Annotated in this window: 15 protein-coding genes; 5 read left to right on the top strand and 10 right to left on the bottom strand. The window is 70.7% G+C overall.

Annotated elements, in window-relative coordinates:
* The first annotated feature begins 66 nt into the window (after positions 1-66).
* Complete coding sequence (gene htpX, locus B141_RS0101090; protein ID WP_020573319.1) at positions 67-966, top strand: zinc metalloprotease HtpX; 900 nt, start codon at positions 67-69, stop codon at positions 964-966.
* Positions 967-1,093: 127 nt separating this feature from the next.
* A complete protein-coding gene (gene pspAB / locus B141_RS0101095) occupies positions 1,094-1,663 on the top strand; it encodes a PspA-associated protein PspAB (protein WP_020573320.1) in 570 nt (189 codons plus the stop codon).
* 73 nt (positions 1,664-1,736) lie between these two features.
* Here the strand turns inward: pspAB and B141_RS0101100 are convergent, their stop codons facing one another.
* Positions 1,737-2,621 carry a GNAT family N-acetyltransferase gene (locus B141_RS0101100; protein ID WP_020573321.1) on the bottom strand — a complete coding sequence of 295 codons (885 nt, stop codon included), beginning with the start codon at positions 2,619-2,621 and terminating at the stop codon, positions 1,737-1,739.
* A gap of 9 nt (positions 2,622-2,630) precedes the next feature.
* Positions 2,631-2,786 carry a hypothetical protein gene (locus B141_RS48915; RefSeq protein ID WP_157180725.1) on the bottom strand — a complete coding sequence of 52 codons (156 nt, stop codon included), beginning with the start codon at positions 2,784-2,786 and terminating at the stop codon, positions 2,631-2,633.
* Between B141_RS48915 and B141_RS0101105 the strand changes: the two genes are divergently transcribed.
* Entirely contained in the window at positions 2,764-3,870 is a 1,107-nt protein-coding gene (locus B141_RS0101105) for a glycerate kinase family protein (protein ID WP_237742589.1), read from the top strand. The two genes, B141_RS48915 and B141_RS0101105, sit on opposite strands and share 23 nt — an antisense overlap.
* A gap of 115 nt (positions 3,871-3,985) precedes the next feature.
* Positions 3,986-4,351 carry a HesB/IscA family protein gene (locus B141_RS0101110; protein WP_020573323.1) on the top strand — a complete coding sequence of 122 codons (366 nt, stop codon included), beginning with the start codon at positions 3,986-3,988 and terminating at the stop codon, positions 4,349-4,351.
* A gap of 311 nt (positions 4,352-4,662) precedes the next feature.
* On the opposite strand, the gene B141_RS0101120 is transcribed toward B141_RS0101110, so the two are convergent.
* The 8 genes from B141_RS0101120 to B141_RS0101155 all read right to left on the bottom strand — a co-directional run bounded on the left by B141_RS0101120 (position 4,663) and on the right by B141_RS0101155 (position 16,951).
* On the bottom strand, positions 4,663-6,114 hold the full coding sequence (locus B141_RS0101120; RefSeq protein ID WP_020573325.1) for a CehA/McbA family metallohydrolase: 1,452 nt from the start codon (positions 6,112-6,114) through the stop codon (positions 4,663-4,665).
* A gap of 102 nt (positions 6,115-6,216) precedes the next feature.
* Positions 6,217-8,865 carry a tetratricopeptide repeat protein gene (locus B141_RS0101125; protein WP_026256788.1) on the bottom strand — a complete coding sequence of 883 codons (2,649 nt, stop codon included), beginning with the start codon at positions 8,863-8,865 and terminating at the stop codon, positions 6,217-6,219.
* A 122-nt stretch (positions 8,866-8,987) separates the two neighbouring features.
* Positions 8,988-10,760, bottom strand: coding sequence for a hypothetical protein (locus B141_RS0101130; RefSeq protein ID WP_020573326.1), 1,773 nt, complete (start codon positions 10,758-10,760; stop codon positions 8,988-8,990).
* A complete protein-coding gene (locus B141_RS38355; RefSeq protein WP_202805611.1) occupies positions 10,750-12,234 on the bottom strand; it encodes an ABC transporter substrate-binding protein in 1,485 nt (494 codons plus the stop codon). The genes B141_RS0101130 and B141_RS38355 overlap by 11 nt, the downstream gene beginning before the upstream one ends.
* Positions 12,227-12,967, bottom strand: coding sequence for a hypothetical protein (locus B141_RS45195; protein WP_020573328.1), 741 nt, complete (start codon positions 12,965-12,967; stop codon positions 12,227-12,229). The genes B141_RS38355 and B141_RS45195 overlap by 8 nt, the downstream gene beginning before the upstream one ends.
* Before the next feature lie 593 nt (positions 12,968-13,560).
* A complete protein-coding gene (locus B141_RS0101145; protein ID WP_020573329.1) occupies positions 13,561-15,027 on the bottom strand; it encodes a M81 family metallopeptidase in 1,467 nt (488 codons plus the stop codon).
* Between the two features lie 60 nt (positions 15,028-15,087).
* On the bottom strand, positions 15,088-15,984 hold the full coding sequence (locus B141_RS0101150; RefSeq protein WP_020573330.1) for an amidohydrolase family protein: 897 nt from the start codon (positions 15,982-15,984) through the stop codon (positions 15,088-15,090).
* Positions 15,974-16,951, bottom strand: a complete 978-nt coding sequence (locus B141_RS0101155) for an aldo/keto reductase (protein WP_020573331.1) — start codon at positions 16,949-16,951, stop codon at positions 15,974-15,976. Before B141_RS0101155 ends, B141_RS0101150 begins: the two co-directional genes overlap by 11 nt.
* Before the next feature lie 243 nt (positions 16,952-17,194).
* Between B141_RS0101155 and B141_RS0101160 the strand changes: the two genes are divergently transcribed.
* On the top strand, positions 17,195-18,490 hold the full coding sequence (locus B141_RS0101160) for an enolase C-terminal domain-like protein (protein WP_020573332.1): 1,296 nt from the start codon (positions 17,195-17,197) through the stop codon (positions 18,488-18,490).
* Positions 18,491-18,587 lie beyond the last annotated feature (97 nt).

Genomic DNA, 18,587 nt, shown 5'->3' on the forward strand with positions numbered 1-18,587 from the left:
GAGCGCCGGGAACATTTGGGCGCTCGCGCGTCGTCGTATGAAGTGACTCATTAGGAGCGATGAAAGATGGCTCGCACACGGTTCCTCCCCGACCGGGGTCTGACCTCCCGCATGGTCCTGGTCATGTTCCTTCTCGGCCTGCTGTACGTCGGCGCGATGGCCGGGCTGATCGCCGCTGGCCTCAGCTGGGCCTGGGTGATCATCATTGCCGCCGGCTTCCTGGTGGTGCAGTGGTTCTTCTCCGACAAGATCGCGTTGGCGGCGATGGGTGCCCGCGAGGTCTCGCCCGAAGAGGCACCAGAACTGCACGGCGTCATCGACCGGCTCTGCGCGATGGCCGACATGCCGAAGCCCCGGGTCGCTGTCGCTGACACCGATATGCCGAACGCGTTCGCGACCGGCCGTAACCCCAACAACGCCGTCGTCTGCGTGACCACCGGCATCCTGCGCCGGCTCGACCGGGCGGAGCTCGAAGGCGTCCTCGCGCATGAGCTGTCCCACGTGGCGCACCGCGATGTCGCGGTGATGACGATCGCGTCGTTCCTCGGCGTGCTCGCCGGGCTCATCGCGCGGTTCGGGATGTACTCCGGCATCGGCCGCAGCCGCGACAACAACGCCGCCGTGGTCTTCGCGGTGGTCTGGCTGGCCAGCATCGTGGTCTACGTGATCAGCTTCCTGCTGACCCGGGCGCTCTCGCGCTACCGCGAGTTCGCCGCAGACCGGGCCGGTGCCTACCTCACCGGTCAGCCGTCTGCGTTGGCGTCCGCCCTGACCAAGATCTCGGGTGACATCGCGCAGATCCCGACGCAGGACCTCCGGCGCGCCCAGCCCGCTCAGGCGTTCTTCTTCGCGCCGGCGGCGGCTGGCAAGTCGCTCGGCAACCTGCTTGCGACCCACCCGCCGACGGAGCAGCGGCTGGCCCGGCTGGCGCAGGTGAGCGCCGAGCTCGGTAAGCCGATGATCTGACCGACCAGAGGCACGAGGTACGCCGGTGGCGCCCCGCACCCGCCCTGACCCCCAACGGGAGAAGGTGCGGGGCCGCGCCGTCGATGATGATCGTGTATTCCGCCCGCCACTCTGAGAGGCTGCCGGCATGAAGTTCCTCGACGCACTGCTCGGGCGCAGCCAGCCGAAGAAGCCTGACCTCGACCAGCTGTTCGGACTCCCGCAGGCCGCACTCACCCTCGAGGCGGCCACTGCCTACCGGCCGACCGGGGTCGGCTCGGTGTGCTACCGCGCCGCCGAGGGTGGGGCGTTCGCGGCGACCCAGGCCGACATCCAGGAGTTGCTCGACGCCGACCAGGGACCCAAGGTCGAGCGCGTCCAGGACAGCTACGGCTTCACCTGGCTGGTGTGCCGTAAGGACCCGTCCGACATGTCAGGCCTCGTCACGGACCTGCACGCGGTCAACTCCTCGCTGGAGGCGGCTGGGTTCGGGCCTTCGCTGCTGTGCTCGCTGGTCGCGTTCCAGGACTCTGACGGGCAACGGCTGGCGCTGGTTTATCTCTACAAACGCGGCACGTTCTACCCGTTCGCGCCGCTGGCGGGTGAACGTCGCGACAACGGGGTCGAGCTGCAGACCCGCGGCCTGATCACCAACGACCTGCGGGTCGAGGATGACCTGTCCCGATGGTTCCCCGTGTGGGGTGCGCCCGGCCTCTAGCGCGCTGGGTGCGCCTCGGGTGGCCGCTGCTCGCGGTGGGGAGGGAGCCAGGCGGCCCGGGTTCAGTGCGGTTTCAGAGGAACGCGCCGGAGGGGATGTACGGCGCCGGTGGACGCATGTGTCGCAGGCAGAGGTAGCCCTCGGGCCGCAGCGGGAGCCCGGCGGCGAGAGCGACGTCGACCGCCCACTCCTGCGCGGCGCTGAGGAAGTCAATGTGGACCTGCGCGCCTTCCGGCGACCTGGCGAGCGCGGACCAGAGCAGGCGCTGGGCGATCTTGCGGGTGGTCGCGGCAAGGACCACCGGCGAGCCGGCGTCGTCGACGTAGCTGTAGCCGCTGCCGGTGAGAGTGTCGCAGACGAGCAGGCCGAACTCGCTCCCGAGGAACTCATGGTCGGCCCCGTGCGCCGCCCCCCGGAGTTGCCGGTCGACGGAGTCGCAGAGGTCGCGGTCGCCGGGGCTGCCTTCGCGTACGCCGTCCACGACCGGAAGGGCACGCCGGTCGACGGTCCCGCTGGCGCGGATCGTCGGGTGCAGCGTGAACCCGGCCAGGCGGTAGCGACGGGCAGCCCGCGGGTCGCCGGTCGAGATGATGATGCCGCGCAGGCAGCCCTGGCTGTACGTGAGTGCGGCGTCGAGGAGGGCCGTGCCGATCCCGGCGCCCTGCTGGTCGGGCCGGACGAAGAACGACGAAAGCCCCCAGAGCTTGTCGCGGCGTAGGGACAGCGCCACTCCCACGACCTCACCATCGCGGTCGGCCACCCAGCAACCGTCAGGGTCATGCTGGAGGAAGTGCTTGGCTCGCCGCGTCCACAGGCCACTCCACGACGGTGAGGGCGGACCGGGCGGCGGGCCGGGAGTGCCCGGCGGTCGCGTGGTCGCACGAACGATCTCCAGGGCGTCGTGGGTGAGGCCGCGCGCGGCGGCGATGTCGTCGTCACGCATCGGCCGGATGAGCACGGTGCGACCTTAGCGGCTCACCGCGACCGCGCGCCCCACCCGGCCGCGCGGGTGATCGTCACCCTTCGGGGACGGTCGGCGCCGTACGCCGTACGCCGTACGCCGGACGCCGGGTGGCGGTTGGGCGGCCCGACCCGCGAAGATGTCAGCCGTGCGCGTACTCATCGCTCCTGACAAGTTCGCCGGCACCCTGAGCGCGGTTGAGGCAGCCGAGGCGATGGCCGACGGCTGGCGCGCGCAGGCACCGGCCGACGAGGTGATCACGGTCCCGATGTCAGACGGCGGACCCGGCTTCGTCGACGTACTCCACACCGCCCTGGGCGGTGAGCTGCTCGCCGTCACGGTGACCGGCCCGCTGGGGAACCCCACGCCGGCGACGCTGCTCCTCACCGACGGAACGGCGTACATCGAATCCGCCCAGGCCTGTGGCCTCGCCCTGGTGCCCCCAGACCGCCGCGAACCCGAGCGTTCCACCACCTTCGGTGTGGGTGAGCTGGTGGCGGCCGCGATCGACGCCGGGGCGCGCCGGCTGGTCGTTGGGCTCGGGGGCAGCGGCACCAACGACGCGGGCGCTGGGATGCTGGCCGCTCTCGGGGCGCGCGTGGAGCCGGCGGACGGGCTCACCACGGGTGGGGCCGCGCTGGCCGGTCTGACCGCTCTTGACCTCGCGCCCGCCCGCGAACGCCTGGCCGGTGTCGAGCTACTCGCCGCGAGCGACGTCGACAACCCGCTGCTCGGGCTGCGGGGCGCGACGAACATCTTCGGACCGCAGAAGGGTGTCGAACAGGAACGTCTGGTCGTCCTCGACGCCGCGCTGCAGCGGTTCGCCGACCTGGCCGACCGGCCACTCGCCGACGCCAAGGGCGCGGGGGCCGCCGGCGGGCTCGGATACGCGCTGCTGCTGCTCGGGGGCCGGCGGGTGCCGGGCATCGAGACGATCGTCGATGCGGTCCGCCTGCCGGAGCACGCGGGCCAGGCCGATGTGGTCGTCACCGGCGAGGGCGCGTTCGACTTCCAGTCCAAGAGCGGCAAGGTCGTGTCAGGCGTGGCGGCGGTCGCGACAACGGCCCTTCGCCCGTGCGTGGTCCTCGCGGGGCAGGTCCTCGTCGGATCGCGTGAAATGCGCACGATGGGGGTCGAATCCGCCTATTCCCTCGTCGATCTCGTGGGGCGGGAGGCGGCGTTCGACAAGCCCCGGGACAGTCTCGTCGCGCTCGCCCAGCGGGTCGCGCGGACCTGGTCCCGCTGATACTCCGGACGCCGAAGCTGTGCGAACATGGAGCGGTGCATCGGAATGTCGGTGCAGTCGCGGGCGTTGAGCCAGCAGACATGACCGCAACGGGATGACCACGGGAGTCCGACGGATGACGATTCAGGGCGACGTGACCGAGCAGACACAACAGGCCGACGGTGTGGTCCTCACGGACGCGGCGGCGACCAAGGTCAAGAACCTCCTCGACCAGGAGGGGCGAGACGACCTCCGGCTTCGGCTCGCTGTGCAGCCGGGCGGGTGTTCGGGGCTGCGTTATCAGCTCTTCTTCGACGAGCGCGAGCTCGACGGTGACCAGGTCCGCGAGTTCGGCGGCGTGGGCGTCGTCGTCGACCGGATGAGTGGTCCCTACCTCACGGGCGCGGTGATCGATTTCGTCGACACCATCGAGAAGCAGGGCTTCACGATCGACAACCCGAGCGCCACGAGCTCCTGCGCCTGCGGCGACTCCTTCCACTGAGGTCGATACTTCCACTGAGGTCGATACCCGGGGCGGACTCACGTCTGCTGTCGCGGACATGAGTGTCGCGGGTCGTACCGCCGGCTGGCGACCGCCTTGCGGGTCTGGTGGCTTGCGACTGGTTCACGATCAGTGAGAAACGGTCCACGAATCGCGTGATTCGTGGACCGTTTCGCGTGCCAGACCAGGGACCGTTGATCAACTTCGCCGTGGCTGCGGCCACGATTGGGGCGGGTTTCTGCGAGGCAGTGGAGCTTTTCCAGGCGCGGCGTACCTGAAATGCTCCACTGCTCCCTGGGTCCCACAGGTGATCACGGGCGGCCGCGCTCGAGAGCTCCGAGGAAGATCGGATTCGTGAAGGCCACCATCGGCTCGAACGGCGCGGGGACGTCGGGCATCCGGCGTACCTCCGCGCGGACGTACTTCGAGACGGCGGCGGTCGTCGTCCAGGACATGGTTCCGTCGCCGCTGTCAGGAAGGGCCAGCTGCGCCAGTGCTCCCTCGTCGGTGACGAAACGCACGAAACCACCCGGCACTCCGCGTACCGCCAACTCCACGCGTACCTCGTCGGACTCCGAGACGTCCAGGCGTTCAGCGATCCCCGCCGAGCGCCCGCCACCAGCCGCCGTGAACGCCAACTCGACCGCTGACGACTCCGTGACATAGCTGCGACCCGCCCGGACGCCCGCGAGGATCGCGTCCCGGGTGAGGTCGTCCGCGAGCACCACCGTCTGCCCGAGCCCGATGGTCTGGCCGTCGTGGTGGGAGTCGCTGCTTCCGATCGCCGGCAGCCAGTGGCCGCCCGTCGCGACGAGCCCGGCGTCCCACTGGCGAAGTGACACCTCGTCGTCGGGGGTCCAAGGGCCGTTCCAGACCTCCACCGCGTCGAAGCCCTCGAAGCCGAACTTCCAGGCGCACCCCACGAAGGGACAGTACGGATGCGCGGCGATCGCGAGCGCGTCGTGCCGGTGGATCTCGTCGAGGACGCGGGGGAGTACGCCGTCCAGCGCGCGGTAACGCCAGTCGATCCAGGTGCCCGGCGGCAGGCCGGCCGCGACGAAGTGGCCGTTGCGGGTCGTGACCTCCTCGCCGTCGATGATCAGCAGGTCGTCGCGGGCATGCTGCCCCCAGATACCGGCGGCGGAGGGGGTGTTGTGTTCGGACGACACCATGAAGTCCAACCCGGCTGACCGCGCGGCGGCGACAACTTCCTCGGGTTGCCAGTGCCCGTCAGAGTGCACCGTGTGGAGGTGGAGGTCGCCGCGGTACCACGCCCGTCCCCGGCCATTCGCGCGTCGTGGCGCGTGGGAGGGTACGAACGCCCGCCCCGGTGTGCCCCGGTGCAGCGTCACCTCCAGGCGATACGCCAGTCCTTGTGGCGCGACGGTGTAGGGGCCCAGCAGGACGTGCCAGATGCCGGCGTTGACGGGACCCGGCAGGTATCCGGGCGTCGCGTGGGTGGCGCTGATGCTGAAGGAGTCGCGGGCACCACCCGACCAGCCGCGGAAGCCGGTCGTGGCGTCGAGGTCGTGGCCACGTTCGTCGAAGATGCCGATGTCGAGCACGTTGCCGGGTCGTCCCGGCGGCGGACTCGGGGTGTCGTAGCTGTAGCGGACGGAGATCTCACGGACTCCGGACGAGACCTCCACCGGTACGTACACCCAGTCCGGCGCGCCCGGCTCGATGCGGCCCTCGATGATCTGGACGTCCGTGGAAGAGGCGGGGTCGGGGGAGTCGCCGTGGTCGGCCGATGGGGGAGTCACGAAGTCGAGTATGGACGCAGCGACCGGCCGGCTACCCGCGACGACGCGGAGGATCGGGGAGAAGGGCCGCCACAGGCCCTCCGGCTGGTAGCGGCGGTCCGCTCATCGCAGCCGCTGACCGAGCGCCGTGATCAGCCGGGTGAGGAGCCGTTCCGGACGGCGTGACCGGGTGTCGGAGTCCCGGCGTGCCGGCAGGTCCTCCTCGAGCGGTTCGGGTGTCTGCTTGGCGCGGAAGCCGCGAGCCCGCGCCTCCCGCAGATACCGCTCGGTGAGGGAGGAGGCGCCGTGACCCGGGCGTAGCCGCTCCGCGCGCTCAAGCCAGGCCTGCGCGTGCTGGACGGCCGTCACCTGGTCGAGGGGCCGCCGCTGGTCCGCCAGGAGGAGGCCGGCCAGGTCCGGCGCGACGAGCACCGCGGATCCGAGGTGCTGCAGGCACCGTGCCTCACCATGCTGGTCGGCGAGTTCGGCGAACCGCGTCCAGGCCCGCTGCCACATCGCGACGGCCACCGGCGCACGTCCCTGCATCCACGCGGCGATCCCACGGAGTTCGGTCACGTGCGCCTCGCCCGCGGTGTCGTTACTTTCCTGTGCACGGGTTTCGGCGAGATCCAGCCGGTCGAGCGCGCGATCGGGCTGGCCCTGGCGGAGGTAGACCACGGCCATCGACAACAGGGTCGTGACCTCGCCGGCGATGTCCTTACGCGGAAGCCGCACCCAGGTGCGTTGCAGCGCGCGCTCGGCTTCGGCGAGTTCGGTGCCCGCGGCCGTGGGATTGTCGGCATGTTCGGCTCGGGCCAGGCGGAGGAGCGCCTGCTCGTGATGGTGGCGAGCGCGCAAAGCCCAGCTGGTCCGGTCGGGGCGGCGGCGCAGGCCAGCGACCTTATGGAGGGTGTGCTGGGCCCCGTCATGGTCCCCAGCCGCGCGACGGACCGCGGCGAGCCTGGTCGCGGCCAGTCGCCGGAGATCGGGTCGGTCCGTGTCCTCCGCGAACGCCACCATCATGGCGTGCACGAGGTCGGCCCCGAACGTCTGGTGCTGCCTGACGTACCACCTGTCGAGCGCGTCCGCCAGACGGGCGAGGTCGTCGAGCATCAGCGGAAGGAGCGGACCTTTGCGGTCGTCGGTGGCCTGCGCGGTGTAGTCGACGGTGGCCAGGGCACGCAGCGGGGGCTCCTCCGTCTGGAACCAGCGCCGTGCCGACACCGCGTGTGTCGCGTCGTCGAGCAGCATCACCCACCGGTCGGCGAGATCGGCGTACCGCTGGACGAGGGACGGGAGGGCCGCGCGTACGGCGGTACGGCGGTCCTCCGGGAACTCGGTGCGGGCGACCGCTCGCCGGACCTCCGCCGGCATGCGGTAGCGACCCACGCTCGAGGTGCGTACGACGCTCCGGAGTCCGAGTTCCTGGAGCGGATCGATGACGTCGACGTCGGGTGGCCTGGCTGGTTCCTCGGGGGCGGTGCCGTCGGGTTGGTCGAGGGACTCGGCCAGGTCGTCGAGTCCGTGGCGGACCGCCTCCATCGCCTCGACCGTGAGTTCGGCGACGGGTAGGTCGGCGAGTGCCCGCGCGAGCAGGCGCGCCTTCCTCGACATGCTGTCGCGGGTACGCCAGAGGATCGCCTCCCAGACCCGCTCCATCGGATCGACGCCAGGACTCGTCCGCGCCAGAAAGTCGCGCAGCTCGAGCGGCGTCCAGTGACTGCCCGGTCGGGTCACCTCGCGGGCAAGGTCGTGCACCGCGCCCGGCCGACCGCCGCAGACCGTGAGGACGTCGCCCAGCCACTGATTGGTGGAGCTCGTCCACTCCACGGAGGTGGACGCGTCGTCGGCCGCGGCCTGCGACCGGTCCGTATGCGCGTTGAGCTGGTCCCGCCAGATCCGGTGGAGTTCAGCAGGTGCGAGGTCGTCCAGCTCCACGGACCCGCCGGGGAACGCGGCTCCGACGCCCGGCCCGCCCGCGACGACGAGGAGCGGGTGGTTGCCGGCTTTCGTCCACTCCTGGATCAGCCAGGCGACCTGTTCCGGGCGCGCGACGTTGTCGAGGACGAGTACGGCGGGTGGTTCCGACAGCTTCTGGAGCAGCCGGCGGGCCGCCGCGGCCAGGGCAGGTGGGTCCTCGCCGGATGGCTCGGCCGATTGGTACACCGCGAGCAGCATGGCGGCGATGGTCGGCCCGTCGTCCGGGGACAGCGTCGACCAGCCTCTGAGGTCGAACGGCGCGGTCCTGGCCTGTTCCGCGTGTCCTTGGGCGATGAGATTGTGCACCACCGCCGCGACGACGGCGGAACTCCCGCTTCCGGGCGGACCGGTGACCGCGACGGCACCGTTGCTGAGCACCAGGTCGACGGCCCGGCGTACCGCGTCGTCACGGCCATGGAGCGCCGGCCTCGCGCGAAACCACGACGGGCGTACGGGCGGGCCGGGCGCGACCAGGTCGGCGTCCAGGTCACGGGCGTCGCCACGGCGGTGCGCCAGGTAGCGGCCGACGCCCCAGATGACGAGGAGGAGCGCGAAGATCGCGATCCCCAGGACGTTGAGGAGCTGGTTGATCGGGCCGAGGTACTCGCTGCCGCTGAGGACGCCCGCCAGCAGGTCGGAGGCGAGACCGCTGAGGAAGATGCCGGCCAGCGCGGCGCCACCGACGAAGGCGTTGCGCACGATGCCTGACCGGGGTTCGATGAGGACCCGTGCGGCCGGTGGCGCCGCTGGCGGCGGGGTGCGCTGCTGCGCCAGCGGCGGCGGTCCGGGCATTGCACCTGTTCCGGGCGCCGGAGCGGTCGGCCCTCCGGGCGGCGCGGCGGGTGTGGTGGGCGTCGCCGGTCCTGTCGGTGCGGTTGCCGGCGAAGCGTCCGGCGCAGGGTCATTGGGCGCGCTCACCTGAGGAGTCCTCCGGTCAGTCCCGGCACCACCCAGCGCCGCCATGTGCCGAGCAGGACGACGACAGGAACGAGGCCCGAGAGGAGCGCACTCGCGGCCACCGTGCCGGCCGAGGCGGAGAACTGCCGGGCCTCGCCCCACAGCACCAGGGTCAGCGGGCTCGATCCGGGCCCGCTGATGAAGAAGCTGATCACGAAGTCGTTCCAGACCGAGACGAACTCCAGAACTGCCATGGCGACCAGGGCCGGTCCGGCGCGATCCCAGATCCGCCGGAGTCCGGTGAGCGGGCCGGTCTGCCCGAGCAGCGCGTCGAGCGCCGGTCTGTCGGGCGCCGAGATGAGGGCGGCCCGTACGACCAGGACGGCCAGGGGGAGCCCGGCCGCCGCGTGAACGACGATCAACGGCAAACGCGAACCAGCCAGGCCGAGGGCGGTGAAAGCCTCCCGCAGGGGTACGACGTACATCTGCACCGGAGCGACCGACAGCACGGTGAGGAACGCGACCAGGACCTTCGCGACCTGGGACGGCACCGTGATCGCGAGCGCGGGCGCCGCGAAGACGGTCACCACCACGAGGACGGCGGTGGCGCCGAGGGCGACCGCCAGCGTGGAGGCGAGCGAGCTGACCAGGCCGGCGGCGGAGACCTGGCGGATCGATTCGAAGGACAGGCCGTCAACGCCGGCGTTCCACCAGCCGACGGCCCCCGCGTCTGACGGGCTGTGCAGCGCGGTGGCGACGAGCACGAGGACGGGGAACGCCCACAGCAGGCAGACGACGAAGCCGACCACGACGCTCCAGCGGCGGGCCCGGGGACGTCCCGGCGGGTCCGCGCGCCGCCACCACGGAGGGGTCTTGGGTACGCGGCGCGGACGCCCCATGGCCCGGCTCAAGAGCAGAGCCAAGGCGGCCAGTCCGCAGAACAACGCCACCGCGAGGGCCGCCGGCCGGCCCGGATCGACGGACTTGGCGGTGAGGCGCCACCAGTGCAACGCGACGGTGTCCACCTCGTCCTGCATGGGTCCCGGTGTGGCGATGAGGACGAGGTCGAAGAGCCGGGCGGCCGCGACCACCAGGGTGAGGAGGATGATCCCGCCGACCGGTTTCAGCAGGCCTACGATGGCCCAGAGTCGCGGACCGGCACTCTTCTCGACCAGGGCGCGGCGCAGGACGTCCTCGGGGACCGTCCGTAGGCCGGCACGGAACAACGAGACCGCGAAGCCGAGCCAGCTCCACGCGAACGCCGACACGAGGACGAACCAGATCAGGGTCGGGCCGAGCCAGACCGGCGGGCTTTGGTTGAAGACCGCGGTCACAATCGCGCTCACGGTGCCGCGTTCGGGCGTCGGGTCGAAGATCAGGCGGAACGCCGCTCCCGAGGCAAGGGCCGACGCGCCAAAGGGCAGCACCAGGATCCCCATGAACGCGAGCCACCAGCGCTCGACCCGCCGGCTCATCACCGCGAGCCAGAAGGCGATGATCACCAGTGCGGCCACGACCGCCACCCAGACGGCGGTGTGGAGGAGCGCCCGCGACGACGCCTGGTCGGTGACGATCGCGACGAAGTTTCCGAGGCCGTACCACTCCTCAGAGCGGAACGCCCAGATCGTCGTACGGACCATCGGGGCGACGAGCAGCACCAGCACCATGGCGGCCGGAAGACTGAGGAGGTATCTGAGGATCCGCCGTGGCGGCCCGCCCGACACGAGCCGTCCGCTCATCGCCCGGCCGGTGACTTCGAGGCGCAGGCCGCGGTGCGTCTCAAGAGCCATCAGGGCTCCCGCCGTCGCAGCCGTTGATTCCCCGCGCGCGCTGGCTCCGCACCAGATCGCGGCGCTCCACCTCGCGGGCGTTGTCGCCGGACTGCGCGTCCTCGACGGCGAGAAGCGCCTTGATCGCACGGTCGGTGGCGGCCTCGATCCGCTCGGCGTGCCCGTCACCAACCTCCGCGAGGAAGTCCTGCAACACCCGAAAGAGCCCTTCGCTGGATCCCACCGCGCCCAACTGGTCGGCGAGGTCGAAGTGGAACGGCATTGTGTGGACCTGCCGCGCGAACGGCTCGATCTCCTTGGAGTAGCCGTCCTGGGAGGCTCGGAGGTCGGCGGCGATGAAGCCGCCGGCCCGCATCCATTCCAGCGGTGCGGACGGATTCGCGAGCCTCGCCAGCAGGTCCTTCGCCTGCTCGCTGGCGGGACGGGTCAGAACCATCACATCGCCGCCGGCCACGAGCGGCTGGCCGCAGTCGAGCGCGGGGAAGGCGAAGATGCCGACGTCGTCGGAGGCCCGCCGTCGACTCAGGTCGAAGCGGTCGACGATGGGTTCGGCGAAGTCGGGCGCGACCACCATGGCGGCCCGGTGGTAGCGGAAGACCTCGAGCACCGCGTCTGGGAACTGCTGTACCAGTGACTTACGCACCCCGCCGGCCAGGGCGCGAGACGGTGCCCACATTTGCCCGAGCAGCTGGAAGGCGGCCCGCACGTCCGCGGTGTCCCAGGGGCGCGGTGCGCTCGCCGCGCTGAGCTGGTCGTAGGCGCTGGGCGAGTGTCCGAGCAGGACGTTCTCGAAGAAGCCGGTGAGCATCCACCCGTCAGCGCCGCCGAGCGCGAGCGGCGCCACACCCGACTCGATCAGCTTCGCGTTGATCCCGAGCCAGTCCTGCCACGTCTCCGGAGGGCTGAGCCGGTGGCGTTTGAACAGATCCGTGCGATACCAGACCAGCGACTTGTGCGCGAGCTTGAACGGCAGTCCGTACGGGAGGGTCTCGCCCGTCCGAGGGTTGCGGTGGAACAGCAGCGACCGCCAGCCCGCGGAGTATCGCGGCTGACCGCCCTCCTCTTGCCAGAGGCCAGGCGACAGAGGTTGCAGCGAGTCCAAGCTCTCGCCGACCAGACCCGGGCGCGGGAGCATGACGAGGTCGAGTCGGCCCGCGCCACGCCCGGTGAGCGCGTAGGAGATGTCGTCTCCCAGCGGGACCAGATCGACCCGGTAGTTCCGCTTCTTGAAGCCAGGAAGGGAGTCCAGCCGGCCGAGGACCCGCCGGAACGCCGCGAGCTCGTCGGCGCTCCAGCTCACCGCGACCTTGACGCCCGGCCCCGGATTCACCAGGTCGGTGGCGAGCGAGCAGCCGGGCAGGCTGGCGGCGAGGGGGAGGAGCGCCGCGCCGCGCAGGAGGGTACGCCGACTGCTGCCGGGTGTGGCGCGGCCCGCGTCCGGAGAGCTGGTCCCGGGAGGTCGTGGGTCAACCAACGGGCACACCGCCGCGACCGGACGCCTTGCCGAGCCCTTCGATGCCCTGCGGCTCGAGCCCGATCGGGTCGTCGTCGAGCTCCCGGGCCCGGGCGGCGTCGGTGGTGATGAGGAGGACAGCCACGTCGGTGAAGAGCGCGGAAGGATCCGCGGACGCCGCCAGGCCGAGCCGCCGGCGCCGCAGGTCGAGTACGGCGTCCCAGGTGGGCAGGCCCGCGGCGTCTTCGAGGACGACGGCACTGGGCTCCCAGCCCAGGGCGAGCGCGAGACCGGCGAGCCGGCGTTCGGTCGGGTCGAGGTCTTCGGGACACGCGTCGAGCAGGCCCAACAGTCCGCACGAGGAAGCGATTTCCGAGACCATCGCCGCGGCGAGCGGCTGCGAGATCCGCGCGGTTGGGCACTGCGCGTGCAGCATGTTGCCGAGGAGCGCGAGCTCGGGCATCAGGCCGCCGCTCGCCGGGACCAACCGGATCCGGCAGTGCTTGCTACCGCGCTTGGTCAACCGGTGGCGCCGCCTCCGCCGGTGGTCGGTGTGCTGTTCGCCGACATGCGTGTCGTCGACGAGGACCATCCCGCGGGCGGGTTTCGTCAACCCCACAACGGCGTTCGCCAAGTCGTGGACGGCCTGCTGGTGACGCACGATGGCGGCGCGTACGGTGCCCGCGGGTACGTCGAGATCCAGCGTCGTACACACACCAGCGACGGTGAAGTCATCCAGTCGCAAGCCGACCATGCCGCTCCCGTCCGGCGGGGCCGCGCCGCCCCGACCGGGTCATGGTTTCGCCGGTCTCCGGCGCCGCGAGGGCACACCCCACCCAGAGCACTTGAGCCACCGGGTTGGGCACGGTACCGAACAGTCATCCCACCTTAGGTGACGAGACTGTGCCTCCGCAGGATCTGGAGCGCCGGCGCAGGCGGTGGAGTTGATCAACGATGCCGGAAGCGGACAGCTCAGGTCGCGGCGTCGTGAAGGTAGCGGGAGGCGACTTGGCGGAGGTGTCTCGGCTTCTAAGCCGACACTCCTCCGCCAAGCCATCGCAGCCTCGGTGGGCGATCCCGCATAGTGAGCAAGTTTCAACCCAGACCAAGATCACTTCGGGGAAAGAGTCCACGCCCCGCGCGGAACGTGGGCCACTTCCCCGAAATGATCTTCTTCAAAACTCGTCGTCATCTCGCGCGTCTGGTCGTGATGGCGTGTGCGTCGTGAGGAGTTGCCGCGTGAGGTGCGGAATGTGCCGCGCCTGCTGGGGATTCCCGCATGAGGTCGCACTGAGGGAAGTCCGCGCACTCCTTGCGCGACCTCCAAGCCGCCAGGCGGCGGATCTCCTACCCGAACGCCACCGGCGTGAGGTCGGGGTCCGCGAGGTCGGCGTCCAGCGGATGCACCGGGCGGACGACGTGTTGGTACTCAAGCGCGCCGAGGTCCTGGTTGACACCGCCCGGTGTGAGCGCCAGCACCCAACCCTTCGCCGCCTGGTAGAGGTCGGGCTGGAGGTAGCCGATCTTGACCGCTGTCAGGTCGTGCTTGGCCGGGTCGAGGCCGAGGGCTTCCAGTCCGGAGACGTAGTGGAAGGGCTTGCGCCGGCTGGTGAGCACCGCCGAGACTCCGCCGGACCTGACGACGGCGATGTCGCCGCCCACCGCGTCGTCACGCTCGACATGGGTGACCCGTCCGGTGAGGGTCACCGGGTCGCCGCCACCGAAGACGCCGCCTACCTCGACGGTCACCTCACCACCAACGCCGGCCTCCACGCAGGTCCGCACCGCCTCCGGCGCGACGCAGCTGGCCCAGATGGCCGTGCGTTCTCCGGACGCCAGGGCCGGCGTGGCGAGCAGTTCTCCGAGCAACCAGCCGACGTCGTTGGATCCGCCTGCGGTGGGGTTGTCGCCGGAGTCGCTGACGAAGAACGGCCGCTGGTCGGACTCGAAGGCCTCCGCGATGCACCAGTCAGCCGGACCGGTGGGCGCACAGAACTCGAAGCCGTTGCGGGCCTCCCACCAGGCGCGAGCGATCCGGTTGGCCTGCGCCGTCACGACCTCGCGGTCGGTGCCTGAGACGACGACGGTGGCGGCGGAACGGGGCTCGTCAGCCCAGGCGTACCCGACCCAGAGCGCGGCGTCCAGCACGCCGGGCAGGCGTTCGGTCTCCTCCAGCGAGGCGTAGATCGACTGCGCAGGCTCGACCCGGGTGCTGGTCTTCTCACCAGGCAGGAGCACCGGCACGCGTACCCACGCCCGCACCGGACGGATGCCCTCGGTGAGGCAGTGGACGAGGTTGCGGACGGCCCGCTCACGGGTCTCGACGTAGTCGATGTGCGGCGCCGTGCGGAACGCCGTGAGCAGGTCGAGGGTGCTGACGAGGTCACGGGAGACCTGACCGTGCAGGTCCATCGACGCTGACATGAGGCAGTCGGGGCCGACCAGCTCGCGGATCTTCGCCGCGAGCCCAGCTTCGGCGTCCCGCCGCCCGTCCACGGCCATCGCACCGTGGATGTCGAAGTAGAACCCGTCGAACGGCGCCTCGGCCTGCGCCGCGCGCAGCCGGTCGAGAATTTCCGTCTCGAGCGCGTCATAGGTCTCGGGAAGCACCTGCCCACCGGGGAGTGCCGAGGCCTGGAGCAGCGGAACGAACTCGACGTCCGGCTGACCGGGCAGGTGCCAGTCGGTCAGGAACGGATAGCGGTCGGTGAGGTCCGTACCCCGGACGACCCGGAAGTCGTCCAGCGCGGTCCGGTGCGGTGCGAACGTGCTTGATTCGGTAGAGATCCCAGCGATGCCGATGCGGTAGGTCATGGGCGGAGTTCTACACCAGGGATGTTTCGGTACGACATCGAGTTGGGCCGCGGGGCTCGCTCAGGGGAGGGCGTAGAACCGCCGGGCGGTGCCGCCGAAGATCGACGCGCGTTCGGTGGTCGTGAGGTGGGCGGTGAGTTCCTCCGCGGCCATTGTCCAGTCGCCGTACGACGAGGCGAGCAGGCAGACTGGCCAGTCGGATCCGAACATCACCCGGTCGGGCCCGAACGCCTCGAGGACGACGTCGACATACGGGCGCAGGCTCGCGACGTCCCAGGTGGCCCAGTCGGCTTCGGTGACGAGGCCGGACAGCTTGCAGCTGACGTTCGGGTGGCCCGCGAGGGTCCGGATCTGGTCCGCCCATGGCGCAAGCTCTCCGCGCGCGATCGCCGGCTTGGAGCAGTGGTCGAGGACGAACGACGTCTCCGGCAGGTCGGCGACCGTCGCCTGGACGGCGGGCAGCTGGACCGGGATGGTGAGGAGTTCGTACCGGAGTCCGGCATCGGTCACCGCCCGCAGGCCGCGACGGACGTCAGGGCGGCAGAGCCAGGCGGGATCGTCCTCGCTTTGGACGCCGTGGCGGATGGCGCGGAGGTGGTCACCGCCCGGCGCTTCGGCGAGCGCCGCCAGGTCCTCGGCAACCGACGCGGAGGTGAGGTCGACCCATCCGGTGACGGCACCCACCAGGTCGCTGGCGGCGGCGAGTGCCAGGAACTCCCGCGTCTCCGCGATCTCACCCAGGGTCTGGACGAGGACGGTGCTGGTGATCCCGGCCGCCTGAACGTGGGGTGCGAGGTCGGTGAGCCCGAAGCTGCGGTTGATCGGTGCCATCGCCGCGCCGGTGATCCACGGCTCGGCCCGGACCGTGAGGTCCCAGACGTGATGATGGGCGTCGACCCGGGCCGGTGCGAGTTCGCTGGCGTTGCCGGGCGTACCGGATCCGGGCTCAGTGGCCATAGCGGTGCACCCCTGCTGCGGCTAGCTCGTCCCAGAGCGTGTCGGGGATGGCGTACTCCATCATCGCGAGGTTCTCGTCCAGCTCCGCGACACTCCGGGCGCCGGTGAGGATGGTGGCGACCGCGGGGTGCGCGAGCGGGAACTGGATGGCCGCCGCCTTGAGCGGAACGCCGTGCTCCGCACAGATGTCGGCGAGCTTCTGCGCCTGCGCGACCAGCTCCGCCGGAGCCTCGACGTAGTTGAACGTCGCGCCCGGGCGCGGGTCCGCGAGGAGGCCGGAGTTGTAGACGCCACCGATCACGATCGAGGTGCCCCGGTCGAGGCAGGCGGGTAGGAGGTCGGCCTCACCCGACTGGTCGAGCAGGGTGTAGCGGCCGGCAAGGAGTACCGCGTCGATCTCGGTCTCCCTGACGAACCTCGTGGGTATCCGCGACTGGTTCATGCCGACACCGATCGCTCCGACGACGCCCTGTGCGCGCAGCTCGTGGAGGACGGGGTAGGCGGTGGTGAGCGCCGCCTCCTCGTGGTCGTCGGGGTCGTGGATGTAGACGATGTCGACCGCGTCCATGCCGAGGCGTTCCAGGCTCTCCTCCAGCGACCGCCGGATCCCGTCAGCGGTGTAGTCGTAGATCGCCTCCGACGGTGGCGCGTCGGCGTAGCCGTCGGACGCACCGTCGGGGTTGTCCACGATCAGCCGGCCCACCTTGGTCGAGAGCGCGTACGACGAGCGGCCGGCATCGGCCAGCGCGGCGCCCACCCGGCGCTCGGAGACGCCGTGGCCGTAGAGCGGTGCCGTGTCCACGTAGGTGAGGCCCGCGTCGAGCGACGCCTGGACCACCGCGGCGGCCACGTCGTCCTCGACGTGGGTGAAGAGACCACCCAACGGCGCCGTACCAAGGCCAAGGCGGGTGACCTCGACGTCGCTTCGACCCAGCCGGTGCCGCTGGGTGGACCGTGGAAACGTCATGCGAGATCCTCTCGGCTTGGTGGCACGCTAGGGGGTGGTGGGGCGTGGCGAAGCCGCGCTGGGGGCGGAACGCTGACACCGGATCCTAGTGTCCGCCACGGCTGGCCCATTTTGTCCACCGCGGCCTCGAAGGGGTCCGGGACCGGCGACACTGGGTGGGCATCCAGAGGGTTGTGATGCGTACGCCGATCGCAGCCCGCCGTGCTGTGTCGCGCACTCCAGCTTGCGCTCGAAGGAGACCGAGTGACGAAAGTCGTTGCAGTCGACGTCCATGACGTGCGGTTCCCTACGTCCTTGGGTCTGCATGGTTCGGACGCCATGAACCCCGACCCTGACTATTCCGCGGCGTACGTCGTGCTCCGGACCAGTGACGGTCCGGAGGGGCACGGCTTCGCGTTCACCATCGGACGGGGGAACGAGGTCCAGTGCGCGGCGATCCGCGCGCTCGCTCCGGCCCTGGTCGGGCGGGACGTCGAGGCGATCTGCGGCGACTTCGGCAGCGTCTACCACGAACTCGTCTACGACTCGCAGTTTCGCTGGCTTGGCCCCGAGAAGGGCATCATGCACATGGCGATCGGGGCGGTCGTCAACGCGGTCTGGGACCTTGCCGCCAAGCGCGCCGGCAAGCCGGTCTGGAAGCTGCTGGCCGACATGACGCCGGACGAGATCGTCGGGTTGGTCGACTGGCGCTACCTGAGTGACGCGCTGACCCCCGACGAGGCGCTCGACCTGCTCAAGAAGGCCGAACCCGGTCGCGCCGACCGTGAACGCCGGCTCCGCGCCGAGGGGTTGGCGGCGTACACCACCACACCGGGCTGGTTGGGGTACGACGACGCGACCGCCGAGCGGCTGGCCCGGGAGGCCGTCGCGCAGGGATTCCGGCAGATCAAGCTCAAGGTGGGCCACAACCTCGACGACGACCGCCGCCGGCTGGCGGTGGCGCGCAAGGCCGTGGGACCGGAGATCCGGATCGCCGTCGATGCCAACCAGTGCTGGGACGTCGCCGACGCCGTGTCCTGGGTGGGGCAGCTGCGGGAGTTCGACCCGTGGTGGGTCGAGGAACCCACCTCACCTGACGACGTGCTCGGCCACCGCGCCATCCGGGACGGCATCGCGCCGATCAAGGTCGCGACCGGCGAGCACGCCCAGAACCGCGTCGTCGTCAAGCAGCTGTTGCAGGCGGGGGCGATCGACATCCTCCAGCTGGACGCGGCCCGGGTCGGTGGCGTCAACGAGAACGTCGCCATCCTGTTGCTGGCCGCGAAGTTCGGCGTACCCGTATGTCCGCACGCGGGTGGAGTCGGGCTCTGCGAGATGGTGCGGCACCTCGCGATGTTCGACGAGGTGGCGGTGGCGGGCCACACACCGGACCGGGTCGTGGAATTCGCCGATCACCTGCATGAGTACTTCGTCGACCCGGCGGTGATCCGGAACGGCGCGTACGTCGCGCCGGACGTGCCGGGGTTCTCGGCGCAGATGCGGCCCGAGGCGCTGGAGCGGTTCCGCTTCCCCGACGGCCCTGCCTGGTCTGGTTCCTGAACGTCGCGGTCTGGACCGGCGTCGATGGTGGCGCCGGTCCTTTCCTGGGCGGGGCCCCTCGGCCACGAGCGCGGGTGAAGGGGTCCCTCCACCCGAC

The sequence above is a fragment of the Actinopolymorpha alba DSM 45243 genome (assembly GCF_000373925.1).
Classification (GTDB): domain Bacteria; phylum Actinomycetota; class Actinomycetes; order Propionibacteriales; family Actinopolymorphaceae; genus Actinopolymorpha; species Actinopolymorpha alba.